This window comes from Solimonas sp. K1W22B-7, assembly GCF_003428335.1.
Classification (GTDB): domain Bacteria; phylum Pseudomonadota; class Gammaproteobacteria; order Nevskiales; family Nevskiaceae; genus Solimonas_A.
The window spans coordinates 2,047,784-2,072,745 of the sequence record NZ_CP031704.1; the positions used below are offsets into that span (position 1 = coordinate 2,047,784).

Genomic DNA, 24,962 nt, shown 5'->3' on the forward strand with positions numbered 1-24,962 from the left:
CATGGGACAATGCACGCCACAGGCCGGCCCGCCCCTTGCCCACCCGAACCCGATGTTACGACTCACCGAACTCACCCTGCCGATCGAGCACCCGCCGGAAGCCCTGGCGCCGGCCATCCAGAAGCGCCTGCGCCTGCCGGACGGTGCCCTGCTGGGCTTCACCGTGTTCAAGCGCAGCTACGACGCGCGCAAGAAGTCGGAACTGAGCTTCGTCTACACGGTGGACTGCGAGTTGCGCGACCCGGCGGCGATCCTGGCCAAGTTCAAGGGCGACCGCAATGTCGGCCCGGCGCCGGATACCTCCTACCACCCGGTTGCGGCGGCCCCCGCCGGCCATGCCAACCGCCCGCTGGTGATCGGCTTCGGCCCCTGCGGCATCTTCGCGGCCCTGGCGCTGGCGCAGATGGGTTTCCGCCCGATCGTGCTGGAGCGCGGCAAGGCGGTGCGCCTGCGCACCCAGGATACCTGGGGACTGTGGCGCGGCAGTGTGCTCAACCCGGAATCCAACGTGCAGTTCGGCGAGGGCGGCGCGGGCCTGTTCAGCGACGGCAAGCTCTACAGCCAGGTGAAGGATCCGAAGTTCCACGGCCGCAAGGTGCTGCAGGAGTTCGTGAAAGCCGGCGCGCCGGAGGAAATCCTCTACGTCAGCAAGCCGCATATCGGCACCTTCCGCCTCACCGGCGTGGTCACTCGCATGCGCGAGGAGATCGAGGCGCTGGGCGGCGAGGTGCGCTTCCAGCAGCAGGTCACCGACGTGCGGGTGGAAGACGGCCATATCCGCGGCGTGACCCTGGCCGGCGGCGAAACCCTGCGTGCCGACCACGTGATCCTGGCGCTGGGCCACAGCGCCCGCGAAACCTTCCGCATGCTGCACGCGCGCGACGTCTTCATGGAGGCCAAGCCGTTCTCGGTGGGCTTCCGCATCGAGCACCCGCAGTCGGTGATCGACCGTGCGCGCCTGGGCCGCTACGCCGGCCACCCGATGCTGGGCGCGGCCGACTACAAGCTGGTGCACCACGCCGCCAACGGCCGCTCGGTCTACAGCTTCTGCATGTGCCCCGGCGGCACCGTGGTGGCAGCCACCTCGGAGCCGAACCGCGTGGTCACCAACGGCATGAGCCAGTACTCGCGCAACGAGCGCAACGCCAATGCCGGCATCGTCGTCGGCATCTCGCCGGAGGACTACCCGGGCGGTGTCGCCGCCGGCCCGCTGGCAGGCATCGCGCTGCAGGAAGCGCTGGAATCGCAGGCCTACCTGCTCGGTGGCAGCAACTACCAGGCGCCGGCGCAGCTGGTGGGCGACTTCATCGCCGGCAAGGCGTCGACCACGCTGGGCAGCGTCGAGCCCAGCTACAAGCCCGGCGTATTGCTGGGGGATCTCGCCGCGGCGCTGCCGGAATACGCGATCACCGCGATCCGCGAGGCGCTGCCGGCCTTCGACAAGCAGATCAAGGATTTTGCGATGCCCGACGCGATACTCACCGGCGTGGAGACCCGCACCTCCTCGCCGTTGCGCATCACCCGCGGCGAGGACTACCAGAGCCTCAACACCCGCGGCCTGTATCCGGCGGGCGAGGGCGCGGGCTATGCCGGCGGCATCATGTCCGCGGGCATCGACGGCCTGCGCGTCGCCGAGGCGCTGGCGCTGAGCCTGCTGTCCCGGCCTGCCGCCGCCTGAGCCCGACATGATCGTGATCCTCTGCCCGGTCTGCCGCCAGCCGCTGTCGCGCGACGCGAAATCCTGGCACTGCCTGCGGGAACACAGTTTCGACGTCGCCCGCGAGGGCTACATCAACCTGCTGCCGGTACAGCAGAAGAACAGCCGCGAGCCCGGCGACGATCCGCAGACGGTGATGGCGCGGCGCGAGTTCCTGCAGGCCGGGCACTACCAGCCGCTGCGCGATGCCCTGCTGGCGCTGGCCGCGCCGCTGCAGTCGCAAAGTCTGCTCGACATCGGCTGTGGCGAGGGCTACTACACCGGCGCGCTGGCCGCGGTGTCGGCGCAGGTCACCGGCATCGACATCGCGCGGCCGGCGATCCGCATCGCCGCCAAGCGCTATCCCGAGGTGACCTGGCTGGTCGGCAGCGGTGCCCACCTGCCGGTGGCCGACGGCACGGTGGACCTGGTATGCAACATCTTCACGCAGCTGCACGTGGCGGAGATGCATCGCGTGCTGCGGCCGGAGGGCCACGTGCTGGTGGTGACGCCGGCCGCCGGGCACCTGCGCCGCATTCGCGAACAGCTGTTCGACGAAGTGCGGCCCTACGACAAGGACAAGTTCCTGGGCGCTTTCGAGGCGCAGTTCGAGCTGCGGTCGCGCCAGGAACTGCAGTTCCCGCTGAGCCTCGCGCAGCCCGGCCTGCGCCAGCTGCTGCAGATGACGCCCTACGCATGGAAGGCCAAGCCGGAGCGGCGCGCGGCCCTGGAGGCCAGCGAGCGCCAGGACACCGAGGCGGCATTTTCGCTGCTGCTGTTCCGACGGCGCCCGCCGGTGGCCGAGCTTGCCGGGGCCGCGCCGGCGGAGAAGCCGGCGCCCCGCTGGCCGGGCCGCGGCGGTTCCCAAAGCGACCCCGAGTGACATACTCCGTACTCCCTGACGAGACTTTCCCATGGCCAGCAGCCTCTTAGCCCTGCTCGACGATATCGCCACCATCCTCGACGACGTGTCGGTGATGACCAAGGTGGCCGCCAAGAAGACGGCCGGTGTGCTCGGCGACGACCTGGCGCTGAACGCGCAGCAGGTGGCCGGCGTCAACGCCGACCGCGAGCTGCCGGTGGTCTGGGCGGTGGCCAAGGGCTCCGCGATCAACAAGCTGATCCTGGTGCCGGCAGCCCTGACGATCAGCGCCCTGGCCAACTGGGCGATCATGCCGCTGCTGATGCTGGGCGGCGCCTTCCTCTGCTTCGAGGGCTTCGAGAAGGTCGCGCACAAGTTCCTGCACCGCAAGGAAGAGGACCAGAAGCATCACGCCGAACTGGTGGAGGCCGTCGCCAATCCCGCGGTGGACATGGTGGCTTTCGAGAAGGAGAAGGTGAAGGGCGCGGTGCGCACCGACTTCATCCTGTCGGCGGAAATCATCGTCATCTCGCTGGGCACCGTCGCCACTGCCAGCCTCAGCAAGCAGTTCACGGTGCTGGCGCTGATCTCGGTGGTGATGACGGTGGGCGTGTACGGCCTGGTCGCCGGCATCGTCAAGCTCGATGACGCCGGCCTCTACCTGAGCAAGAAGGCGAACGCCGCCGCCCAGGCTTTCGGCCGCGGCCTGCTGGCGCTGGCGCCGAAGCTGATGAAGTTCCTGTCCATCGTTGGTACGGCGGCGATGTTCATGGTGGGTGGCGGCATCGTGGTGCACGGCATCCCGCCGCTGCATCACGCCATCGAGCACCTGGGGCATGGCATTCCGGGCGTCCCGACGCTGCTGAACCTGATCGCCGGCGTGGTCGTCGGCGGCCTGGTGCTGCTGGGGGTGAACCTGGTCAAGGGGATCGTCGGGCGCCTACGAGGGAAGTCGTAAGTCGAACTCGTAAACGCAGGAGCCAGCTTGCTGGCTCCTACCCCTCACCAGTTGCCTTCCAGCTCGTAGCGACAGAGTTCCGCAGGCATTTCCGCGTCGTCCGGATCCGTGATCAGCCAGCCGCTGCGCCCATCGCCCTCCGGCGCAATGCCTTCGACCTTGCGCCGGCTGGGTTCGCCGGTCGGTTCCATCAACGGCGCCCAGCGCGCGCCTGCGCCATCGAAGATGCCCACCGCCGCACCGCTGACCGGTCCGTCGGCGACCGCGTCGGACGTGTATTCCGCCGCCGCCAGGTAGAGGGTGCGGCCGTCGCCGAGCGCGGCGGCGTCGGTGAGATGCAGGCCCACGCCGTCGATCTCGCCCAAGCTCAGCCAGCGCAGTTCCAGCAGCCGCGGCGCGGCGCCCGCCAGCACGGTCGCCGGCAGGTCGACCCAGGCATCGGTTTCGGCTGCGACGCCGCGATGGAACAGCCGCAGGCGATCGTCCAGGTGCAGCGCGCCTTCGATGTTGGGTTTTCCGCCCAGTGCCTCGCTCAGCAGCTCATAGAGCGCATCGTCGTCGCGCAGCCGCACGCTGCCATCGGCCCGCAGTTGCGCGCTGCGCCGCCGGTTAGGCTTGGAGCCGGAGCCGAACAGCCAGATCGTGCCGTCCGGCGCGCGCATCAGCGCCTCGTAGTCGGGTTTTTCCTTCTTGGGTAGCGCGCCGCCGTGGCCTTCCAGCACCTGGGGGCGAACCTGCAGGGTTGCCGGGTCGATCCAGGCCACGGCGCGTGCGTCGTCCTGCAGGGCCAGCAGGCGCGGGCCTACGGCCAGCAGCCCGGAGCCGGCGCGCACGCCGGGCAATGGCCGGACCGAACTCAGCCGGGCGCGCAGGGTGGCGTCCTGATGGGCGACGAGCGTGGAGGGGGCGGGATTCATGGGCGCAGCCTGCCGACCGGCGTCGCTGCTGTCCAGCAGGCATGAAAAAAGGGCGGATCGTCCGATCCGCCCTTGGGTCCTTGCCGCATGCAGGCCTACATGTTGCGCCGGTACTCGCCGCCCACGTCGTACAGCGCGTGGCTGATCTGGCCCAGGCTGTTGTACTTCACCGCTTCCAGCAGCGACTCGAAGATGTTCTTGCGATCGCGCGCGGTGCGCTGCAGGTTCTTCAGGCTGTCGGCGGCGTAGCCGTTGCGGTTGGCGCGGTAGGACGCGACGTTGTCGATCTGCTGGCCCTTCTCCTCCTCGGTGGAGCGGATCAGTTCGATCGTGGTCGCGATCTCGCCGCCGTGGTCCTTGGGCAGGAAGGTGTTGACGCCGATCAGCGGCAGCGAGCCGTCGTACTTCTTGTGTTCGTAATACAGGCTCTCTTCCTGGATCTTGCCGCGCTGGTACATGGTGTCCATCGCGCCCAGCACGCCACCGCGCTCGGAGATGCTCTCGAACTCCTTGTACACGGCCTCTTCCACCAGGTCGGTGAGCTGGTCGATGACGAAGCTGCCCTGCCAGGGGTTTTCGCAGAAGTTCAGGCCCAGCTCGCGGTTGATGATCAACTGGATCGCCACGGCGCGGCGCACGGATTCTTCCGTCGGCGTGGTGATGGCCTCGTCGTAGGCGTTGGTGTGCAGCGAGTTGCAGTTGTCGAACAGCGCATACAGCGCCTGCAGCGTCGTGCGGATGTCGTTGAACTGGATTTCCTGTGCGTGCAGCGAGCGGCCGGAGGTCTGGATGTGGTACTTCAGCATCTGGCTGCGCTCGTTGGCGCCATAGCGCTCCTTCATCGCGCGCGCCCAGATGCGGCGCGCCACGCGGCCGATCACGGAATACTCCGGGTCCATGCCGTTGCTGAAGAAGAACGACAGGTTCGGCGCGAAGTCGTCGATCTTCATGCCGCGGGCCAGGTAGTACTCCACGAAGGTGAAGCCGTTGGCCAGCGTGAAGGCGAGCTGGCTGACTGGGTTCGCGCCGGCCTCGGCGATGTGATAGCCCGAGATCGACACCGAGTAGAAGTTGCGGACCTTGCGCTCGACGAAGGACTGCTGGATGTCGCCCATCATGCGCAGGGCGAACTCGGTGCTGAAGATGCAGGTGTTCTGCGCCTGGTCTTCCTTGAGGATGTCGGCCTGCACCGTGCCGCGCACGATGGACATGGTCTCGGTCTTGATCTTCGCGTAGGTCTCGGCGTCGAGCAGCTGGTCGCCGGTGATGCCGAGCAGGGCCAGGCCCAGGCCGTCGTTGGTCGGCGGCAGCTCGCCGGAGTACGTCGGGCGGGTCTTGCCGGCGAACAGTTCGGCGATCTTCTTCTCGGCGGAGGCCCAGCGCGCCGGGTCGGCCTTCAGATGCTTCTCCACCTGCTGGTCGATGGCCGTGTTCATGAACATGGCCAGGATCATCGGCGCCGGGCCGTTGATCGTCATCGACACCGAGGTGCTCGGCGCGCAGAGATCAAAGCCGGAGTAGAGCTTCTTCATGTCGTCCAGCGTCGCGATGCTGACGCCGGAGTTGCCGATCTTGCCGTAGATGTCCGGGCGCGTTTCCGGATCTTCGCCGTACAGCGTCACCGAGTCGAAGGCGGTGGACAGGCGTGTCGGTGAGCCGGGCTGGCTCAGGTAGTGGAAGCGGCGGTTGGTGCGCTCCGGCGTGCCTTCGCCGGCGAACATGCGGATCGGGTCTTCGCCGACGCGGCGATAGGGATAGAGGCCGGCCGTGTAGGGATAGCCGCCGGGCAGGTTTTCCTTCATCAGGAAGCGCAGCAACTCGCCCCAGCTCTCGTAATGCGGCGCGGCGACCTTGGGAATCTTCTGGTGGCTCAGCGACTCGATGTAGTTGTCGCCCTTCACCGCCTTGCCGCGCACCTCGTAGGTGTACTGCGCATCGGTCACGCCCTTGAGGCGTGCCGGCCAGGCGCGCAGCAGGTCCAGCGATTCCGGATCCAGCGAGCGGATCGCCTCGTTGTAGCGCTGGCGCAGCGTCAGCAGCGTCTTGTCGCCGCCGGCGGTGAGGTCTTCGGCGGGGTAGAGGTCCAGCGCCTTCGGCAGCTTGCCGTCTTCCAGTTCCTTCAGCGATTCCCAGAGGTTCTGGGCGCGGTTGGCGGCCTCGTCCTGGCGCTCGGCGTCCTTGTTGATGCCGCGGCCCTGTTCGGCGATCTCGGCCAGGTAGCGCACGCGGCTGCCCGGGATCAGGATCGTGGCGCGCGGCTCCTTCAGCGAGGTGTCGAGGTCCGGCGTCCACTTGTCGTCGGGCAGGCCGAGCTTGCCGCGCAGCAGGCGGCAGAGGTTGGTGAACATCCAGGTCACGCCCGGATCGTTGAACTGGCTGGCGATGGTCGGGTAGACCGGGACGTCCTCGTCCTTCAGCTCGAACTTCACGCGGTTGCGCTTCCACTGCTTGCGCACGTCGCGCAGCGCGTCCTCGGCGCCCTTGCGGTCGAACTTGTTCAGCACCACCAGCTCGGCGAAGTCGATCATGTCGATCTTCTCCAACTGCGAGGCAGCGCCGTACTCGCTGGTCATGACGTAGACCGGGAAGTCCACCAGGTCCACGATCTCGGAGTCGCTCTGGCCGATGCCGGCGGTCTCCACGATCACCAGGTCATAGGCCTGGCCGCGCAGGAACCCGATGCAGTCCTTCAGCACGGTATTGGTGGCGGCGTGCTGGCGGCGCGTCGCCATGGAGCGCATGAACACGCGCTTGTTGCGCAGCGAGTTCATGCGGATGCGGTCGCCCAGCAGGGCGCCGCCGGAGCGGCGGCGGGTGGGGTCCACCGCCAGCACGGCGATGCGCATCTGCGGGAAGGCCTGCAGGAAGCGCAGCAGCAGTTCGTCGACCACGGAGGACTTGCCCGCGCCGCCGGTGCCGGTGAAGCCGATCACCGGAGTCCTGGTGCCGGCCAGCTGCCATTCCTTGCGCAGCTTGGCCAGCTCGGGTTCGCCCAGCAGGCCCTCCTCGATGGTGGACAGCATCTGGCCGACGCTGATCTCGTCGTCGGCCGAGACCTTGACCGGCACGCGCGTGTCGAGGCGGTGCCGGTGGGCGCGCTCGACCAGGTCGTCGATCATGCCGGTGAGGCCCATCTTGGCGCCGTCGTTGGGGTGGTAGATGTACTCCACGCCCTGCGAGTGCAGCGCGGCGATCTCTTCCGGCGTGATGGTGCCGCCGCCGCCGCCGAACACGCGGATATGCGGCGCGCCGCGCTCGGCGAGCATGTCCACCATGTACTTGAAGAACTCGTTGTGGCCGCCCTGGTAGCTCGACAGGGCGATGCCGTCGGCGTCTTCCTGCAGCGCGGCGCGGACGATGTCCTCCACCGAACGGTTGTGCCCCAGGTGCACCACCTCGGCGCCCTTGCCCTGGATCAGGCGGCGCATGACGTTGATCGCGGCGTCATGGCCGTCGAACAGGCTGGCGGCGGTGACGAAACGCAGCGGAGTGGCCTCGCTGGTTTCGGTCTGGCGGGTGGCGGCGGCGGGCTGGGTATTCATGCTGGAAATCCTGGCAATCGGGAAACTTTGTCACGTTATGCCAGAGCGGCCGCCAGGGCGATGCCCAAAAGCATCTTGTTTAGTGACAGAATTTGCCATACATGAGCCCTTCGACCCGCCGCCGGACCCCCCGCCATGCCCAGGCCCACTGAGCCGCGCGGCACCATCGCCGTGGCCTTCGTCCGGCAGGCCCTGCAAGCCCTGGCGCGGCGCGGCATGGACCCGGCCCTGGCGCTCGCAAAGTCGGGCCTGGCCCCGGACGTGCTGTCGGACGACCGGGCGCGCGTCGGCCCGGAGGTCTTCGGCAGCCTCTGGCTGACCATCGCCGACCTGCTGGACGACGAGCTGTTCGGCCTGGACTCGCGGCCGATGCGGGTGGGCAGTTTTGCCACTTTGTGCCATTTGATGCTGCACACGCCGGACTTGCGCACGGCCCTGGTCCGCGGTGCCCGGCTGGTCAGCCTGCTGCTGGCCGACCTGCGGGTGGAGCTGGACCTGGAAGGGCCGGAGGCGCGGATGCGCTTCGTCGAACTGGGCGAGCGCCCGCTGCCGGCACGGGTTTTCGCCCACGAGACCCTGTTCGTGATGCTGCACGGCCTGATCTGTTGGCTGCTGCGCCGGCGCATCGTCATCCACGACGCCGGCTTTTCCTATCCGCCGCCGGAGTGGCACCCCGAGTACCTGCTGATCGTCGGCGAGAGCCTGCATTTCGGGCAGGCCGAAACCTGCTTTACCTTCGGTGCCAGCGACCTGGACGCCCCGGTGGTGCAGACCGAGGCGACGGCCCGTGAATTCCTGAAGGGCGCGCCGCACAACTTCCTGCTGAAGTACAAGGACCCGCAGAGTGTGTCCTTCCGCGTGCGCCGCCTGCTGCGCGAGCTGCCGCCCGAGCAATGGCCGGACTTCGAGCAGCTGGCGCGGCAGCTGCGGCGCCACCCGACGACGCTGCGCCGCCGCCTGGAGGAGGAGGGCTCCTCCTACCGCATGGAGAAGAGCGCGCGCCGCCGCGACCTGGCGTTGGAGTACATGGCCTCGCCGGAACGCAGCGTGCTGGAGGTGGCCCATGCCCTGGGCTTTGCGGAGCCCAGCGCGTTTCATCGGGCCTTCAGGCAGTGGACGGGAATGAGTCCGGGGGAGTATCGGAAGGTGAATTCGTCGCGCTTTGGCGATGACTAAATGTCATCGCCTGCGGCGAATCACGGGCGGCCATGGATGGCCGCACCGTGGCTAGATCAGGAGGTGAAGTCTCGCCATGGATGGCGCCACCTCTTGTCTCCCTCTCCCGCTGGCGGGAGAGGGCTGGGGTGAGGGTGGAGCCTTCAATCGGCGGCTAAGTGCGTGACCGCCACTGCACCACCCTCACCCTGACCCTCTCCCGCCAGCGGGAGAGGGGAAAAGCTCGGATCAGCGCGGCGCCGAAGGCGCCGTGCCGGTACCTTCCCACGGCTTCCTCGGCGGCTCGCAGGCACCCGAATCCGCATTGCAGCGTTCAGCGCGCGCGGCCTCCCGCTTCTCCAGCCTCACCTTGCACTGCGCATCGGCCTCGCAGCGTGCCTTGCGCTCGGCGCGATGCTGCTCGCGCTGGGCCTTGCACTTCGCCGGATCGACGGCGCAGTCCTTGCGGTGCTGTTCGCGCTTCGCGTGATGCTGGTCCATCTTCGCTTTACAGGAGGCATCGGCCTTGCACTTCTCATGGCGGTGCTTCATGCGGGCATGACGCTGCTGCTTGCACTTCGAAGCATCGGCCGCGCATTCGGCCTTGCGCGCTGCATGCCGCTGCTTCATCTCTTCGCATTTCTGCGGATTGGTGTCGCACTTCTGCTGCCAGGTCTGCTGCGTGGTGCCGGGCACCGCGGGCGCGTCGGGCATCGCCGCGAATGCGGGCAGGCTCAGGGACGCCAGGCCCAGGGTCAGGGTGGCGGCGAGGGTCTTCAGGTTCATCGGTTCAGGTCCTTGGGGGGAGACATCCAGTACAACGGCCCCCGTCCCCGGCGGTTGACAGCGGCGCTGCCGCACCGGCCAATGCTGGACGCCGGCTGAACGGGTACTGTGCGCGCCATGACCAGCATCCAGACCGCGTATCTCGTCGTCGGCATCATCGCCGCGGGCATGGGCGTGATCGTGCTGATGAGCGATCCGCGCAGCGGCGCCAGCCGGGCGCTGGCCATCGCCATGCTGCTGATGGGGTTGCGCCTCGGCCTGAGCCTGTTCGAAGACCAGGGCGGCACGGCCTGGAAACTGCAGGCGGCGGTGCTGGCGCGGCTGCTGGAAGCCGCCAACATCCTCACCGGCATCGAGTGGGCGCGGCGCATCGCGCTGCAGGCCGCGGCCCGGCTGCAGCGCACGATCCAGGTGCTGTTCCGCGTCTCGCAACTGCTGGGCGTGATCTACGGCGCGATGACGCTGGGCTACATCGCCCTGGCGCCGGAGGCAGCACTGCACGACGTGCCCGGCGTGATGCGCTTGAGCGGCCTGGAATGGGCGGTATTCACGCCGGTGCTGGGCAGCAGCATCCTGCTCTCCGGTATCGCCATCGTGATGCTGCTGGCGGTGAGCGACGACCCGGCGGAATGCGGGCGCCTGCGCGCCCTGGTGCTGTCCACGCCCTTCCTGCTGAGCGGCCTGGCACTGGCCGAGCGCTTCGTGCCGATCTCCATCGCGGTGGGCCTGCTGATCTTCCTCGGCGGCTCGGTGCGTTATTACATCGTCCTGGCGCAGCGCGGCCAGTTCATGAGCCAGTTCCTGTCGCCGCAGGTGGCGCGCATGGTCAACCTGCAGGGCATGGGGCAGGCGATGCGGCGCGAGCGGCGCCAGATCAGCGTGGTGGTCTGCGACCTGCGCGGCTTCACGCGCTTCGCCGCCGAGCGTGTTTCCGACGAGGTCATGGATCTGCTGCAGCGTTTCTACCAGGTGGCGGGCGAAGTGGCCGCGCGCCACGGCGGCACGGTGAAGGACCATGCCGGTGACGGCCTGCTGATCCTGGTCGGTGCGCCCCTGCCGGTACAGGACCATGCACAGGCTGCGGCACGCCTGGCACTGGAACTGATGCGCGAGACGCTGCCGCTGATGCGGCGCGAGGGCGAACTGGGCCTGGGCATCGGCATTGCCACCGGGCACCTGACGGTGGGCGCGATCCAGGGCGCGGGACGGCTGGAGTATGTGGCGGTGGGCAACGCCGTGAACCTGGCGGCGCGGCTGTGCCAGCGCGCCGAGTCCGGCGAAGTGCTTTGCGACCACCGGACGCAGGAGGCGCTGATCGACCTGCCGGGCCTGGCGGCGCTGACGCGCGAGCCGGAGCAGTTCAAGGGTTTCGACACGCCGCTGCCGGTATACGCCCTGGCCGCGTCCTGAGCTCTCAGGCGCTGTGCCCTTCGCGCTCCTTCTGTTCTATCGCGGCGCGCAGTTGCGTCAGGTTCTCGCGCAGCAGGTCGGCCACCAGTTCGTCGGTGCGCGGATCCTTCAGCACTTCCTCGATCACCCGCATCGCCGCGTCGATCACGCTCTCGACGATGTCGTCATAGAACGGCAGCCTGCGCAGCCGCCCGGTCTGCTTGTCCTCGCGCAGCTTCTCCAGGATCATCGCGCGCAGTTCCTTCTGGTTTTCCTCCAGCGCGCGCGAGATGTTCTCGGTGTAGGTGCCGCGGGCCAGCACCTCCGCCACCTCGTTGAGCACCGCCACGGTGATGGCACCGCTGATCGAGTCGACGATGGCCTTCTTGAAACGGTTGACCAGGCGGTAGGTGAATTCGTCGCCCAGCGCGCGGTCGGCGGCGATGCCGAAGCGCCCCAGCAGGATCAGGATGCGGATCACGCGGAACAGCCGGAAGCCGCGCAGCGCCGGCGAGGAGATCGGGATCATGCCCAGGATCTCGTACCAGTTGCGGCCCAGGTAGCCGCGGCGCCAGCCTTCCTCGCGCCAGCGCCACAGGAACTCGGTGGCGAACAGGCCGCAGATCAGGTAGTCGGTGCGCAGGATCCATTGCCGCTGCACCTCGGTGACCGAGCCCCAGGTTTCCCAGCTGAGCAGGCCGATCGACAGCAGGGCCAGCACCAGCATGATCCAGTCGGTCGGACGGATGCGGCGGGCGACTTGGAGCGGGGTGGGCAGTTCGGAGTCTTGGGTCATGAATTTTTATCCCCTCTCCCGCTTGCGGGAGAGGGGGAGGGGAGAGGGTGTCTGTAGATGGTGAAGGGCTAGCCTTAACCATCATTTACAGAAACCCTCTCCCGGCCCTGCGGGCCACCCTCTCCCGTAGACGGGAGAGGGAAGATTACATCGCCGGCGACTGCAAGGTCAGTGCGCAGCTCTGCCCCACGTCCAGCACCCGCATCGCCCGCCCGGCGCCCAGCCACAGTGCCACCGACAGGGTCAGCTCCACGATCTCGGCATCGGAGTAGGCCGCGCGGAAGCGCTGCCAGAACTCGTCGTCGGCACGCAGCAGCACGTGGTCCAGCGCGAAGCGTTCGGCGAACTCCGCGGCCAGGCGCTCGCGCGCCGAGAAACCGGGGGCGTTGCGCCAGTCGTCCACCTGCGCGTACAGCACCTCATCGATGCCCTGCGCCGGCCCTTGCGCCTGCCGCGCATTGAGGCAGACCTCGCACTGGTTGATCTCGGCGATGCGCCGGCGCGCGATCTCGCGTTCGCGCAGCGGCAGCCGCGCCTTGCCGTAGACCGCCTCGCTGAACGCGACCAGGCCTGAGCCCATGTCCGGCTGCAGCTGCATCCAGCTGCCAAGATCGTCGGTGACGTCGATGCGTGCCATGGGCTTCTCCGGGCTCAAGCCATCTTCAGCGCTTTCTTCATCCAGTCCGGCATGCCGTGGTCGTAGCAGTGCTGCTCCGAACGCTCGACGATGCGCCAGCCTTCGGCGGTGCGGCGGTAGCGGTCGATGTACCACAGGCCCAGGAACATGGTTTCGGTGCCACCGTCCGGCTTGGGCACCACCATCGGGTTGAAGCAGGCGATGCGGCCGGTGGCCTCGTCGCCCTTGATCTCGAAGTGGAAGTTGCCGACGAAGTGCATGAACGACGGGAAGTGCTTCAGCGCCTCCGGCAGCCAGGCCTTGACCTTGGGGTAGGGGCCGTCGATGCCGCCCATGGCGCGGTAGTCGATGTAGGCGTCCGGCAGGAACACGCGGTCCATGCGCTCGAACTCGCGGGCGTCGAGCGCGTTGGCGTACTCGGTGACCAGATCCTGCAGCTCGATCCGGTCGGACAACTGCTGCAGGGAGAGCGTCACGGCGTCATCACCATGTCGCTCTTGCCCCAGAACGCGCGCATCGAGCTGAACTTGCCGGCGTCGTTGAACGTCATGACATCGATCACCTGGATATGGGCCTTGCCCTCGGGCATGTTCAGCTTCACGTCGAAGGCCATGGCGGCCGAGTTGCCGTGCGAGGCGCGGATCGGGGCGGCCAGGGCCAGCTTGGCGCCGGTGGCGACGGCCATCTTGTAGAACTTGAGGATCTCGGGTTTGCCGCTCTTGACCGGCGAACCCACCGGATCCTCGACGGTGGCGTCCTCGGCATAGAGGTCGGCGATCGCCTGGGGGTCGGAGACGTTGAAGGCGTCGATATAGGCTTGCATCGCCTGGCGCATCTGCGTTTCGCTGGTCATGGGGTCTGGACGGGTGTGCGGGAATGGGGCGCCGCGCAGGCATGGCGGGCGCGGTGGCGCCCGCCTGGCGACGGTTGGGTTGCATTTACATCTTGATCGTGGCCCCTCGGGAGTTGGATCATCCATATGGATGAGGCATGCAAAGGGCACTCCGGTGACCCTTACACCCGCAGCTTCCGTATCGCTCCTGACGAGAAAAATACAAATAACCGTCAGCCGGAAGTCCACCGACGAGGAGAGTTTGATGGTAGCTTTGGCGAATGCGAGTGCCGCCCGTTTCCGGGCCCGGCCGGAGAACGGCGTGGCTGCCACCAAGGCTGTCGCGATACAGGTATCGGAAGTAGACAGGCTTGACCGCCTGCTGGGGGCGGTCTACGACGGCCCGACCGAGTCGCCCCCCTGGAATACTGCACTGCAGCAAATGCGCGAGGTCCTGAAGGCGGCCCACGTGACGCTGATGCTGCGTCCGCCGTCCTCCGAGTCCCATGGCGTGATGATCAACACCGGCCAGGTGACCTCGCAGGGCGTCGAGTCCTACGAATCCCACTTCTTCGCCCTGGACCCCTTCGTGCGCCTGCCCGAAGGCGAGGTGGTCACCGCCGAGGAGCTGATCGGCTCCCAGCAGTGGCTCAAGAGCCCGATGTACCAGGAGTACCTCAAGCCCCTGGACATCCGGCACCTGCTCGGCGCCGACATCTACACCAAGGAAGGCATCGAGTGCCGCCTGCGCATCACGCGCTCGCATGACGCCGAGGCCTTTTCCCCCGATGACAAGGCTTTGGTGCGGCTGCTGCTGCCGCACCTGAAGCGCTCCATCCGCCTGCACGCCAAGCTCGACTACCTCGAGTGCGACCGCCAGCTCTTCGCCGGCGCCGTCAACCGCATGCTGGTAGGCATGATTACCTTTGGTCAGGACGGTTCGATCCTGGAGCTGAACCAGGAAGCCCAGCGCATCCTGGTCGAGAAGGACGGCATCGGCCGCAGCGGCACCGGCATCGCCCTGTCCAGCAACCACGAGAACCGCGACCTGCAGCGCATGATCCGCCACGCCGTGACCGGTGGCCCCATCGAGGAGCCGGTAGCGGGCGCCGCGGTGGTCGAGGCCATGTCGGTGACGCGGCCCTCGGGCCGCGCCAAGCTCGGCATCGTCGTGCGTACCATCCCTCTGGGCGAGTTCACCGGCGCCAAGCAGCGCCCGGCCGCCGTCGTGTTCCTGCGCGATCCGGAATCCAGCGGCACCCAGCCTTCGCAGGAAGTGGTGCGCCGCCTGTTCGGCCTGACCCGCATGGAGGCCGCCCTGGCCCTGCTGCTGGCCGAGGGCCTGACCCTGGACGAAGCCGCCGAGAAGCTCAACGTGCGCCGCAACACCGCCCGTACGCACCTGCGCTCGATCTTCTGCAAGACCGGCGTCACCCGCCAGACCATGCTGGTGCGCATGCTGCTGAACAGCGTGATCTCGCTGGGCTGAGCCGCTACCGTTGCAATGAAAAAGCCCGCCGGACGGCGGGCTTTTTCGTGGTGCGGCCCCAAGGCGTGACCTGTAGGAGCGAGCTTGCTCGCGACCGGGTGGTTTGTGAACTCGACCCCGTGGTCGCGAGCAAGCTCGCTCCTACACCGCGGGTGGGCCAGGGGGTCGGGAAACAAGCTTCTTGCAACGATCGCTTTAACCCAGCTTGTCCCAATGGTCGTGCCGCTCGCGCCGTTCCTGCCGGTAGCTGGTGATCTCCAGGCGGATGCCGTCGGGGTCCTGGAAGAAGACCGCGCGGTAGTCCGGCGCATATTCGGGGTAGCGCCGCGGTTCGCTGGTGCTGATCCCGGCGGCGCGCAGTGCGGTCGCCGCCGCGTCCACGTCGGCCTCGGTGTCCACGCGCAGGCACAGGTGGTGCAGGCCGGGCGTATAGGAGTCGTGTGGGGAGGTGCTGCGTGCCGGCCGCAGCACGAAGCCGAACAGGCGGTTGTAGTACTGCACATGCGGATCGCCGCCGATCTCGAAGCGGTTCTTGCGGAAGCCCAGCGCCGGCATCGCGCGGTCGTAGAAGGCTTCCGATGCGGCCATGTCCGACACGGCGAGGTAGATATGGTCGATGCCGGTGACCTCGGTCACGGCGGGCTCCAGCGCTGGCGGATGCGCGCGGCCAATTGCTCGGCCCAGAGGCTGTAGGCGCCGGGGCCCGGGTGGAAGCCATCGCTGGCCATGAGGGCGAGATCGCCGGGGAATTCCGTCGCAATGAACTCGCAGTCGCCATGCTGCTGCGCCCAGGCCTGCAGACCCTGGTTGTAACGCTGCGCCTGCGCACCCACATACCAGCGCAGGGGTTGCGGCAGGGCGGGGAAGATGTGCATCGGCGGCAGCGCCGACAGCAGGATATGGCGTGCCTGGAACTGCTCGCGCAGCAGGCTCACCAGCTGTTCCTGCTGTTGCAGCCACAGCCGCGTGGGCGTGCGCCCGGTGAGATCGTTGACGCCCAGCGAGGTCACGACCACGTCATAGGCCGCATGCGGCAGTTCGCGCAGGCGCTGCAGGGCCTGCGCCGTGGTATGCCCGGTGGTTGCCGCCAGGGTCCAGGACACGCGGAAGTCCGCCGCCAGCAATGCTGTCAGCCGCCCGGCCAGCGCCTGGGCCTGCTGCTCCGCGCCAACGCCGGCCGCGGCCGAGTCGCCCGCGATCAGGAGGCGCAGCGGCGGCCCCGCGCCGAGTTCGCCCTGGCGCTCGCCGGCCGCTTCCGGCAGGCGCGGCGTCACGCGCTTGACGTGCCGGCCCTGCAACAGCAGCAGGGGGCCAAGGCCGATGGTGGCAAGGGTGTGGCGCATGGTTCAGCTGAAGCCGGACGTCATGGCAGGGTCCCGGACTCGGGGCTCGATGGGACGGCGAGGTGCTTTTCCAGCTCGGCACGCTGCACGGCGGGGATGGGCACGGACTTCTGTGCGTCGAAGTCGAAGGCCACCATCACCGCCTTGCCGCGCGCCACGACCTTGTCCTTCTGCCAGGCCTCGTGCAGCACGACGAAGGAGCTGTTGCCCAGCTTTTCGATGGAGGTCCTGATCGAGACCTCATGGCCGAAGTAGGTCTGCGCGACGAAGTCCACCTCGATGCGCGCCAGGATCAGGGTCAGCCCGCGGATCGGGAAGTCCGGCGAGAAGATGCGCAGCACCGGTTCGCGCGCCGTCTCGAACCAGCCGGTCATGACGGTATTGTTGATATGGCCGAAGGCGTCGGTTTCGTAGAAGCGCGGGGAGACGGTGAGGGTGAACATGGCTCGCCAAGGGGCTGTGATCCCACTGATTCTACGACAAGCCCCGACACGGCAAGGCCCTTGTCGGTCGGACCTCGCCGTGTATCCGCCCTGCCGGGAAAACCGGCCCGGGATGCGGAAAATGCGCGGGTGGCCGGGCACAAGCCCTGCATGGATGCCAGCCCGGGAGTTCATGGACTACGCGAAGAAAAAGCGGATGGAGATGCAGTGGTGGCAGCATTTCAGGCTGGCCGCCATGGCCGTGCTGAGCATTGGCGCGGCGGGATTCCTGCTGTATTGCCTGTGCCGGATCGCGGAGAGGCCGCTCAGGCAGGTGGAGCAGGCCATCGTGCCGGAGGCTGGCGTGGGCGCAGGCCTGCGAGAGCCCTCGCAAGGTCCGCAGCCGGAATCCGGTTCTCCGGGTTCCTTTGAGGGCGTGCAGGGCGGGAGTATCCCGTTATGAAGCCGCGCTAGTGAAAATCCCGCGATTCCATCCGCATGCCGCCCAGCCAGTCGCTGTAATCACGCGCCTTGGCCATCACCACGTTGGTGACGCCGTCGGCGGTCTGCAGTTCGCCGCTGACCACGATCAGGGTGGAGCCGATGATTTCGTGGCGCAGTTCTTCCTGCACGCGTGGCCAGACGATCAGATTGGCGGTGCCGGTTTCGTCCTCGATCGACATGAAGATCACGCCGGAGGCGGTGCCGGGGCGCTGGCGGTGGGTGACGATGCCAGCCACGCGCACGGTCTGGCCGTTGCGCAGGGTCGGCAGCTCGGCGGCGCGGCGCACGCGCAGGCGGTCCAGGCGTGGGCGCAGCACGGCCAGCGGATGGCGGCGCAGGGTCAGGCCGGTGCTGCGGTAGTCGGCCATGATGTCCTGGCCTTCGGTGGGCTCGCGCAGTTCCACCGCGTCCTCCTCGGCGGAATGACCGGCGAGCAGGCCGGGCAGACGTTCGTTCCCCAGGGTGGCCCAGCGCGCGCGGTGGCGGTGTCCGCCCAGCGTGGCCAGGGCATCGGCACAGGCCAGTGCGTCCAGCATCTTGCGTGAGAGCTTCAGGCGATGGGCGAGATCGTCCACGCTGGCAAAGGGGCGTTCGCGCCGCGCCTGCATCAGCGCCAGGCCCTCGGCCTCGGCGAAGCCCGAGACCATGCGCAGGCCCAGGCGCACCGCGGGCTTTTCTGCGTCCGGCGGGTCCAGCGAGCAATCCCAGTCGCTGTGCATGACATCCGCCGGCAGGAACTCCACGCCGTGGCGGCGCGCATCGGCCATCAGCTGGGCCGGTGCGTAGAAACCCATCGGCCAGCTGTTGATCAGTGCGGCGCAGAAGGCGGCGGGGTGATGACACTTGAGCCAGGCGGAGACGTAGGCCAGCTTGGCGAAGCCGGCGGCGTGTGATTCCGGGAACCCGTAGTCGCCGAAGCCGAGGATCTGCTGGTAGATGCGCTCGGCGAATTCCTCCTTGTAGCCGTTCTTCAGCATGCCGCCGATCAGCTTGTCGCGCAGATGCTCCAGACCGCCGCGGCGCTTCCAGGCCGCCATCGAGCGGCGCAGGTTGTCGGCCTCGCCGGGAGTGAAGTCCGCGGCAACCATCGCGATCTCCATCACCTGCTCCTGGAACAGCGGCACGCCCTCGGTGCGGCCCAGCACTTTTTCCAGGGCCTCGCTGGGATAGTCCACCGCTTCCTTGCCGCTGCGCCGACGCAGGTAGGGATGCACCATGTCGCCCTGGATCGGCCCGGGACGCACGATCGCCACCTGGATCGTCAGGTCATAGTGGCAGCGGGGCTTGAGGCGCGGCAGCATCGACATCTGCGCCCGCGACTCCACCTGGAACACGCCGACCGAGTCGGCCTTGCCGAGCATGTCGTAGGTGGGGCCATCATCATCGGGGATGTCCTGCATGCGCTGCCGCGCAGCGGGATTGGGCTTCAGCAGATCGAAGCAGCGGCGGATCGCGCTGAGCATGCCCAGCGCCAGGCAATCCACCTTCAGCAGTTTCAGGGACTCGAGGTCATCCTTGTCCCACTGGATGATCGTGCGGTCCGCCATCGCCGCGTTCTCCACCGGCACCAGTGTGTGCAAGGGAGCTTCGGAGATGACGAAGCCACCGACGTGCTGCGACAGGTGGCGCGGAAATTCGAGGAGTTCCTGCACGAAGCCGATCAGCATGCGGGACATGGGCGCTTCGGGGTCGAGACCCAGTTGCCTGAAGCGCTCTGCCATCTGTGCCGCGTCGTCGAACCAGTACATCGACTTGGCCAGGGCGTCGATGTGGTCGGGGCTGAAGCCCAGCGCACGGCCGACATCGCGCAGGGCGCTGCGCGGCTGGTAGCGGATCACGGTAGCAGCCAGCGCGGCGCGTTCGCGGCCATAGCGGCGATACACGTACTGCATCACCTCTTCGCGGCGCTGGTGCTCGAAGTCCACGTCGATGTCGGGTGGCTCACCGCGTTCGCGCGACAGGAAACGCCCGAACAGCAGGTTGCTGATCGCCGGGTCCATCTCGGTGACGTGCAGGGCGAAGCAGACCGCCGAGTTGGCGGCCGATCCGCGTCCCTGGCAGAGGATGCCCTGCTCGCGCGCCCAGCGGACGATGTCGGCCACGGTCAGGAAGTAGTGCTCATACTGCAGTTCCTCGATCAGCTGCAGTTCCTGCTCCAGCTGGTCGGTGACTTTCTGCAGCATGCCGCCGGGCCAGCGCCTGGCGCTGCCTTCCTGCACCAGCTGGCGCAGGTGATCGATTGGCGTGCGTCCCTCCGGTACCACCTCGTGTGGATAGCGGTAACGCAGTTCGGTGAGCCTGAACGTGCAGCGCTCCGCGATGCGCAGTGTTTCCGCCAGCAGCTCAGGCGGATACAGCCGCCGCAGCGTCGCCAGCGGTCGCAGGTGGCGTTCGCCATTGGGGAACAGCGCATGCCCGGCATCGGCGACGCTGCAGCCGATCCGGATCGAGGTCATCACGTCGTGCAGGCGGCGGCGTTCGCGAACGTGGTAATGCACGCCGCCGGTGGCCACGCAGGGCAGGCCGGTCTCACGGCCCAGGGACAGCAGGGCTGCCATCCGCTCCGCGTCGTCGGCCTGCAGCAGCTGCGTGATGCCGATCCAGCCGCGATCCGGGAAGTGCTCACGCAGCCAGTGCGCGTCGGCATCGGCGATGGCCGGTCCCGGCGTCCAGATTGCCAGGCAATGCGCCAGGCCTTGTTCGAAGTCGCTGCGCAGCAGGCGATAACGCCCCTTGCCGGCCTTGCGGCGGCCCCGCGTGATCAGGCGGCAGAGTTCGGAGTAGGCATCGTGGTCCGGTGCCAGCAACACCAGATGCAGTCCGTCATCGAGACGGAACTCCGAGCCGACCAGCAGCTTGAGCCCGGCCTCTTCGGCCGCGTCGTGTGCACGCACGATGCCGGCCAGGGAGCATTCGTCGGTGATCGCCAGCGCGGCATAGCCCTCGGTCTTGGCACGTTCCACCAGCTCCTTCGCATGCGAGGCGCCGCGCTGGAAGGAGAAATTGCTGAGGCAGTGCAGCTCGGCGTAGCTCATGGCGAGATCAGCGCAATGTCAGCCCAACTCAGGGAAACGTCATGCCGGCGGAAGCCGGCATCCAGTCCCTGGGCAATGGCCGACGCTTCACGACTGGATGCCGTGAGTTCACAAACCAAATGCAACACCCTATTACGAGGGTGCTGCAATGGGACGCAAGAGCTTTGAGCAGTTTGGAATCGAGGAACGGTGTGAGATTTCCCGTCGGCGCCAAGCCGGGGAGTCGATCCGGCAAATTGCGGCAGCTCTGGATCGCGCGCCATCGAGCATTTCTCGGGAACTGAAGCGCAACACTGGCGCGACGGGCTACCAGAGCGTCTATGCCGGCGAGCAAGCTCGGGCGCGCCGCTGGCAAGGTAGCCGGCTTCTGCGTGATGCCGAGCTGCAAGCCAGGGTTCTGGAGGGATTGCGCCGAGGCTGGTCTCCCGAGCAGGTATCGCGGCGGCTGGCTCAGCAGGATCTGCAGATCAGCTACGAGAGCATCTATCGCTTCATTGCCGCCCAGATCGCCCGGACCAACGACTTTTCCTGGCGTCTCTATCTGCCCCGTGCCAAGAGCAAGCGCGGCTTCCGTGGCCGCAAGGGCGGCAGCCCGGCAGAGCACATCCAGCAGCGGGTTTCGATCGAAAAGCGCCCCAAGGCTGCGGCTGACCGGCGCCAGGCGGGACACTGGGAAGCCGACCTGATGCTCTTTGCGCGCTATGGCCAAGCCATCCTGACCCTGCATGAGCGAACGTCCCGGCTGACCGCCATCGTCCGCCAGCCCAGCAAGGCCGCTGCGCCGGTGGCGCAAACCCTCCAGGCCTTGCTGGCCCCACTGCCCCCAGCCCTGCGCCGCAGCATCACCTTCGACAACGGCACCGAATTCGCCTTGCACTACACCCTGCATCAGCCCCTGGGCTTGCAGACCTATTTCTGCGATCCGCATTCCCCCTGGCAGAAGGGTGGCGTCGAGAATGCCAACGGGCGTTTGCGCCGCTGGCTACCCCGGGGAACCAACGTCGAAGACCTCTCACCAGACCAACTCTTGCAGATCGCTCAGATCTACAATCACACGCCACGCAAGTGCCTCGGCTTCAAAACCCCAGCCGAGGTCTTCGCCAAAGTGTTGCATTTCAAATGTGAATCCACCTACCGGCTTTCGCCGGTATGACGTGTCCATGCCTCACTCGTCGCGCGGCCCGATCCAGAAATGCGGGTTGTGGGCTACTTCCCAGAGGTGGCCGTCCGGGTCCTGGAAGTAGCCGGAGTAGCCGCCCCAGAACACCTTTTGCGCGGGTTTGAGCAGGCGCGCGCCCGCCGCCACGGCCTGCTCGATCAGCGCGTCGACCTCGGCTTCGGATTCGACGTTGTGCGCGAGGGTGAAGCCGGCGAAGCCATTGCCTGCGGCGGGGATACCGGCGTCTTCCGCCAGGGCCTCGCGGCCGTAGAGGCACAGCCAGCTGCCGTTGAGGCTGAAGAAGGCGACCTTGGGGTCGGAGTTCATGCGCGGCAGGCCCAAGCCCTGTTCGTAGAAGCGGACCGATGCCTCCATGTCGCGCACCGCCAGGGTGATCATGCTGATACGGGGTTTCATGGGCTCGGCTCCTGCAGTGGCGTGGCTGGAGAACAGCCTTGGAAGCATCTGTTCCAGGGCTTCGGACAGGGAGATTGGCCCGTTGGCTTCGCTGCGCGCTTCCGGCTGCCGGTGCCGCGCACCGGCGCTGCCGAGCAACTGCTGCAGGGCCTGGTCGTCCCAGGCGTGGAGATGGGCGAGGTGGGAGGCTGCCGTTTGCGAGGTCGAGGTTTTCATCAGGCCCAGAGTCCGTGCATGAACCAGTTGCCGTTGAGCGCGTCGCGGTACACCCAGAGTTGCGAGCCGCTGTCGGATTCGGCGAGGAAGTAGTCGCGCTGCGCATCGGCGCCGTCCCACCAGCCGCCTTCGATGCGCTCGGGGCGGCCGCGCAGGCGCGGCGGGTGCTGCAGTGCCTGCGGTCGTGCCAGCAGCCAGAAAGGGCGGGGCGGGAAGTCGGCCTTGCCGGGTTGCGGCTGGCGCGCGGCATGCCAGCTGCGCTCCGGCAGGTGCTCGGCGCGCAGGCCCAGGAAGCGGATCGCATCGGAGCCCAGGCGCGCCTGCAGTTTTTCCAGCAGGCCCAGCCATTCGCCGTCCTGCTGCAGGCGCTGGTCGAACAGATCGCCCTGGTGCAGGTCGGGCACCAGGAAGCGCTCGGCGCGCAGGGTCAGCGCCAGCGACGGCGCCGGCAGCGCCAGGCGTTCGAGCCGCTCGCGCACGATCACCAGGAAATGCGCGGCATCGCGTGCGGCGGCGGTCAGGCGCAGGTCCATGCGCGTGCGGGGGTGACCCTCGTGCTCGAACTCGATGACGAAGTGCTGCACCGCGCTGTCGCGGGCGCGCAGGTAGCCCTGGAACTCGGTCAGCGCGCGGCGGATCGGGAACAGCAGGCCCTCGGTGCTTTCGATGGCGCCGAGGAATTCCATGCGGCGGCGATAGACCCGCGGCGGCAGGTAGCGCTCGCGCACATCGGCGCGCTGGCCCAGCAGGCGCTGCAGGTAGTCCGGCAGTGCCGGTCCGAAGCGGCGGGCGAGACCGTCGGCCGGCAGGCTCAACAGTTCCGCCAGGGTCTTCACGCCGCTGCCGGCCAAGCCGTCCACGGCCTCGGGGAAGGGCAGCCAGCGCAGCGGGTAGAAACCCAGGCGCGAGGACAGCTCGCGCCAGTTCAGGATCGGGCCGTCTTCGGCATGGGCATTCCAGGCCGCGGCCTCCGGCGTGGGGGCGATGCCGATGCCGGCGCTGTAGCCCAGGCCCTGCAGAGAGGTCTGCAGGCGCGGCAGCAGGGAATCCAGGCCGCCGAAGTACTTCAGGCTGGCGCCGATCTCCAGCCACAGCAGCTGGCGGTGGTGGTCGAAGAACAGCTCGCTGCCGAACTGCCGCGCCCAGTCGGCGAGGTGCTGCAGGGCCTGCTTCTCGGCGCGCGGCTGGCGTTCCACCGTGCGCAGCGCCGGCAGCAGGGCCTGCGCGGCGGTGAGCGCCATGCCGGTTTCGATGCGCTGGCGCTCGGCGGCCGCGTTGACCGCGACCAGGAAGCGCTTGTTGCCACGGCGTTCGAAGACCGCGAGGGGCACGTCAGGCGGCGGGCTGAGCGCCTCCAGTGGCAGGGCTGGCAGGTACAGGCAGAGCCATAGCATCGCAGGGCATCCGCTCAGGGTGAGGTGAGGGCTGCACGGCGGACGGGGGGTATCGCGGGAACCAGAGGGCCCAACGACCGCGGAGGAGTCGGTCGCCGGAAAGGGTCCACCTGCAACACGCCCGGCCGTCCGCCGCGCGCCTTCAGCAAATCGATCCGCAGCTTGCCGTTCTGCGGAGTCAGTGCCATGCGCACCGCCGCCGTCGAGGACTCGGCGATTGCGGACATGGGACGAAAAAGAAAGAGGAGCGCCTGGCTGGCCTCGGCCGCGAGCTGCAGGCGGCGCAGCTCCAGCGGATCGACACTGGCATTCCAGTACAGCACCGCGCTGACCGCGCCGCTGCGCAGGCTCTGCTCGGCGGCCCACTGAGCATCGTCGCCGGCGGCGTCGATCCAGGCGATGCGCTCCAGCGGCAGCCCGCTCTGCGCCAGCGCCGGGGCATAGGGCAGGAACGGCGGCTGCACGAAGGCCACGCGCTTTTCGGTGGCCAGGCGCCGCAGCGCCGGCAGCAGCAGCGAGACTTCGCCGATGCCGGGCACGGGCGTGAGGATTTCCACCAGACTGCCGCGCGGCCAGCCGTGGCCGGGCAGCTGGCGGTCCAGCGCCAGGTGGCCGCTGGCCACGGCGGGGACGGGGGCGGTTTCGACGCCGACCCAGACGCCGCGGACCTGCCGCAGGGGATCCAGACGCGGATTCATCAGGAGGTCTCGCGGTTCTGGCGGATGAGGCCGGCGAACAGGCCGATGATCTCGCAGCGCTGCCGGCCCAGGTCGATCACGATGGGCGCGTAGGTCTGCTGGTCGTCGTTCTCCGACAGCAGGGTCACCATCTGGCCTTGCTGGCGGTAGCGCTTCAGCGTCAGCGTCGGCTCGCCGGTCAGGCGGTCCTCGATGGAGACGGCGACGATCTGCTGGTTGCGCGCCGTGGCCTGCTGGTGGATGCCGACCAGGTCGCCGGGCAGGATGTGCGCGCGCTCCATCGAGCGGCCCTGCACGCGGTAGAGGAAGTCGGCGCGCGGCTGGAACAGGGCGGGGTCCACGCGCAGCTGTTCCTCGACCTGATCCGGCGCCAGCACCGGCTGGCCGGCGGCGATGCGGCCCACCAGGGGCAGGCGCCAGGGGTCATTGGCAGCCAGCGCGGCATCGTCCAGGATACGGATGCCGCGCGAGGTGTCGGGCAGCAGTTCGATCAGGCCCTTGCCGGCCAGCGCACGCAGGTGCTGGTCGGCGGTCTGGCGGGTGATGCCCAGGGCAGAGGCGATGTCCCCCCGCGTCGGCGGCAGGCCCGCATCCCGCGCAAAGCGCAGGATGAAATCCATCAGGTCCTGCTGTCTGGGGGGGAGCTTGTTCATGGGCTCAACGATATACCTGACAGGCGTCAGGCATCAAGGCCGCTCCCCGGAAAAATCCTTAT

Annotated in this window: 23 protein-coding genes; 8 read left to right on the forward strand and 15 right to left on the reverse strand. The window is 67.9% G+C overall.

Annotated features, from left to right (window positions below; translation table 11 throughout):
* Nucleotides 1–52: 52 nt before the first annotated feature.
* The 3 genes from D0B54_RS09425 to D0B54_RS09435 are packed head-to-tail and all read left to right on the forward strand — an operon-like array spanning nucleotide 53 to nucleotide 3,516.
* Entirely contained in the window at nucleotides 53–1,678 is a 1,626-nt protein-coding gene (locus tag D0B54_RS09425; protein ID WP_117291083.1) for an NAD(P)/FAD-dependent oxidoreductase, read from the forward strand.
* Nucleotides 1,679–1,685: 7 nt separating this feature from the next.
* Nucleotides 1,686–2,579 (forward strand): putative RNA methyltransferase, encoded by an 894-nt coding sequence (locus tag D0B54_RS09430; protein ID WP_117291084.1) that lies wholly within the window; start codon nucleotides 1,686–1,688, stop codon nucleotides 2,577–2,579.
* 31 nt (nucleotides 2,580–2,610) lie between these two features.
* Nucleotides 2,611–3,516: a DUF808 domain-containing protein gene (locus D0B54_RS09435; protein ID WP_117291085.1), complete on the forward strand. Its 906-nt coding sequence runs from the start codon at nucleotides 2,611–2,613 to the stop codon at nucleotides 3,514–3,516.
* Between the two features lie 44 nt (nucleotides 3,517–3,560).
* Here D0B54_RS09435 and D0B54_RS09440 read toward each other — a convergent pair whose 3' ends face one another.
* Both D0B54_RS09440 and D0B54_RS09445 read right to left on the reverse strand, forming a co-directional pair.
* Nucleotides 3,561–4,433 (reverse strand): DUF6929 family protein, encoded by an 873-nt coding sequence (locus tag D0B54_RS09440; RefSeq protein WP_162932323.1) that lies wholly within the window; start codon nucleotides 4,431–4,433, stop codon nucleotides 3,561–3,563.
* 95 nt (nucleotides 4,434–4,528) lie between these two features.
* Nucleotides 4,529–7,975, reverse strand: coding sequence for a methylmalonyl-CoA mutase family protein (locus tag D0B54_RS09445; RefSeq protein WP_117291087.1), 3,447 nt, complete (start codon nucleotides 7,973–7,975; stop codon nucleotides 4,529–4,531).
* 135 nt (nucleotides 7,976–8,110) lie between these two features.
* On the opposite strand from D0B54_RS09445, the gene D0B54_RS09450 reads away from it, so the two are divergent.
* Nucleotides 8,111–9,151: an AraC family transcriptional regulator gene (locus D0B54_RS09450; RefSeq protein WP_117291088.1), complete on the forward strand. Its 1,041-nt coding sequence runs from the start codon at nucleotides 8,111–8,113 to the stop codon at nucleotides 9,149–9,151.
* A 228-nt stretch (nucleotides 9,152–9,379) separates the two neighbouring features.
* On the opposite strand, the gene D0B54_RS09455 is transcribed toward D0B54_RS09450, so the two are convergent.
* The gene (locus tag D0B54_RS09455; protein ID WP_117291089.1) at nucleotides 9,380–9,916 is read right to left on the reverse strand and encodes a hypothetical protein; all 537 of its coding nucleotides are present in this window, start codon (nucleotides 9,914–9,916) and stop codon (nucleotides 9,380–9,382) included.
* A gap of 117 nt (nucleotides 9,917–10,033) precedes the next feature.
* Here D0B54_RS09455 and D0B54_RS09460 point away from each other — a divergent pair, with 117 nt between their 5' ends.
* On the forward strand, nucleotides 10,034–11,326 hold the full coding sequence (locus D0B54_RS09460) for an adenylate/guanylate cyclase domain-containing protein (protein WP_117291090.1): 1,293 nt from the start codon (nucleotides 10,034–10,036) through the stop codon (nucleotides 11,324–11,326).
* Nucleotides 11,327–11,330: 4 nt separating this feature from the next.
* Here the strand turns inward: D0B54_RS09460 and D0B54_RS09465 are convergent, their stop codons facing one another.
* From D0B54_RS09465 to D0B54_RS09480, 4 genes are all read right to left on the reverse strand, one after another.
* Nucleotides 11,331–12,101, reverse strand: coding sequence for an ion transporter (locus D0B54_RS09465; protein WP_117291091.1), 771 nt, complete (start codon nucleotides 12,099–12,101; stop codon nucleotides 11,331–11,333).
* Between the two features lie 145 nt (nucleotides 12,102–12,246).
* Nucleotides 12,247–12,738 carry a carboxymuconolactone decarboxylase family protein gene (locus tag D0B54_RS09470; RefSeq protein WP_117291092.1) on the reverse strand — a complete coding sequence of 164 codons (492 nt, stop codon included), beginning with the start codon at nucleotides 12,736–12,738 and terminating at the stop codon, nucleotides 12,247–12,249.
* A gap of 14 nt (nucleotides 12,739–12,752) precedes the next feature.
* Nucleotides 12,753–13,214, reverse strand: coding sequence for a nuclear transport factor 2 family protein (locus D0B54_RS09475; RefSeq protein WP_117291093.1), 462 nt, complete (start codon nucleotides 13,212–13,214; stop codon nucleotides 12,753–12,755).
* Nucleotides 13,211–13,591 (reverse strand): nuclear transport factor 2 family protein, encoded by a 381-nt coding sequence (locus D0B54_RS09480; protein WP_117291094.1) that lies wholly within the window; start codon nucleotides 13,589–13,591, stop codon nucleotides 13,211–13,213. The genes D0B54_RS09475 and D0B54_RS09480 overlap by 4 nt, the downstream gene beginning before the upstream one ends.
* Before the next feature lie 301 nt (nucleotides 13,592–13,892).
* Between D0B54_RS09480 and D0B54_RS09485 the strand changes: the two genes are divergently transcribed.
* Nucleotides 13,893–15,059, forward strand: a complete 1,167-nt coding sequence (locus tag D0B54_RS09485) for a helix-turn-helix transcriptional regulator (protein WP_240433579.1) — start codon at nucleotides 13,893–13,895, stop codon at nucleotides 15,057–15,059.
* A gap of 195 nt (nucleotides 15,060–15,254) precedes the next feature.
* Here the strand turns inward: D0B54_RS09485 and D0B54_RS09490 are convergent, their stop codons facing one another.
* The 3 genes from D0B54_RS09490 to D0B54_RS09500 are packed head-to-tail and all read right to left on the reverse strand — an operon-like array spanning nucleotide 15,255 to nucleotide 16,845.
* A complete protein-coding gene (locus tag D0B54_RS09490; protein ID WP_117291096.1) occupies nucleotides 15,255–15,695 on the reverse strand; it encodes a VOC family protein in 441 nt (146 codons plus the stop codon).
* Nucleotides 15,692–16,402, reverse strand: coding sequence for an SGNH/GDSL hydrolase family protein (locus tag D0B54_RS09495; protein WP_117291097.1), 711 nt, complete (start codon nucleotides 16,400–16,402; stop codon nucleotides 15,692–15,694). Before D0B54_RS09495 ends, D0B54_RS09490 begins: the two co-directional genes overlap by 4 nt.
* Before the next feature lie 20 nt (nucleotides 16,403–16,422).
* Nucleotides 16,423–16,845 carry an acyl-CoA thioesterase gene (locus D0B54_RS09500; protein WP_117291098.1) on the reverse strand — a complete coding sequence of 141 codons (423 nt, stop codon included), beginning with the start codon at nucleotides 16,843–16,845 and terminating at the stop codon, nucleotides 16,423–16,425.
* A gap of 172 nt (nucleotides 16,846–17,017) precedes the next feature.
* On the opposite strand from D0B54_RS09500, the gene D0B54_RS09505 reads away from it, so the two are divergent.
* Complete coding sequence (locus D0B54_RS09505; RefSeq protein WP_162932324.1) at nucleotides 17,018–17,287, forward strand: hypothetical protein; 270 nt, start codon at nucleotides 17,018–17,020, stop codon at nucleotides 17,285–17,287.
* A gap of 7 nt (nucleotides 17,288–17,294) precedes the next feature.
* Here D0B54_RS09505 and D0B54_RS09510 read toward each other — a convergent pair whose 3' ends face one another.
* Entirely contained in the window at nucleotides 17,295–20,363 is a 3,069-nt protein-coding gene (locus tag D0B54_RS09510) for an error-prone DNA polymerase (protein WP_117291100.1), read from the reverse strand.
* Between the two features lie 148 nt (nucleotides 20,364–20,511).
* On the opposite strand from D0B54_RS09510, the gene D0B54_RS09515 reads away from it, so the two are divergent.
* Nucleotides 20,512–21,516 carry an IS30 family transposase gene (locus tag D0B54_RS09515; RefSeq protein ID WP_117289342.1) on the forward strand — a complete coding sequence of 335 codons (1,005 nt, stop codon included), beginning with the start codon at nucleotides 20,512–20,514 and terminating at the stop codon, nucleotides 21,514–21,516.
* A 12-nt stretch (nucleotides 21,517–21,528) separates the two neighbouring features.
* Here the strand turns inward: D0B54_RS09515 and D0B54_RS09520 are convergent, their stop codons facing one another.
* The 4 genes from D0B54_RS09520 to lexA form a co-directional block, all read right to left on the reverse strand.
* Nucleotides 21,529–21,939 (reverse strand): VOC family protein, encoded by a 411-nt coding sequence (locus D0B54_RS09520; RefSeq protein ID WP_117295143.1) that lies wholly within the window; start codon nucleotides 21,937–21,939, stop codon nucleotides 21,529–21,531.
* 215 nt (nucleotides 21,940–22,154) lie between these two features.
* Nucleotides 22,155–23,549 carry a Y-family DNA polymerase gene (locus D0B54_RS09525; RefSeq protein ID WP_117291101.1) on the reverse strand — a complete coding sequence of 465 codons (1,395 nt, stop codon included), beginning with the start codon at nucleotides 23,547–23,549 and terminating at the stop codon, nucleotides 22,155–22,157.
* A 14-nt stretch (nucleotides 23,550–23,563) separates the two neighbouring features.
* Nucleotides 23,564–24,247, reverse strand: coding sequence for a translesion DNA synthesis-associated protein ImuA (gene imuA, locus D0B54_RS09530; RefSeq protein ID WP_117291102.1), 684 nt, complete (start codon nucleotides 24,245–24,247; stop codon nucleotides 23,564–23,566).
* Nucleotides 24,247–24,900 carry a transcriptional repressor LexA gene (gene lexA / locus D0B54_RS09535; RefSeq protein WP_117291103.1) on the reverse strand — a complete coding sequence of 218 codons (654 nt, stop codon included), beginning with the start codon at nucleotides 24,898–24,900 and terminating at the stop codon, nucleotides 24,247–24,249. Before lexA ends, imuA begins: the two co-directional genes overlap by 1 nt.
* Nucleotides 24,901–24,962 lie beyond the last annotated feature (62 nt).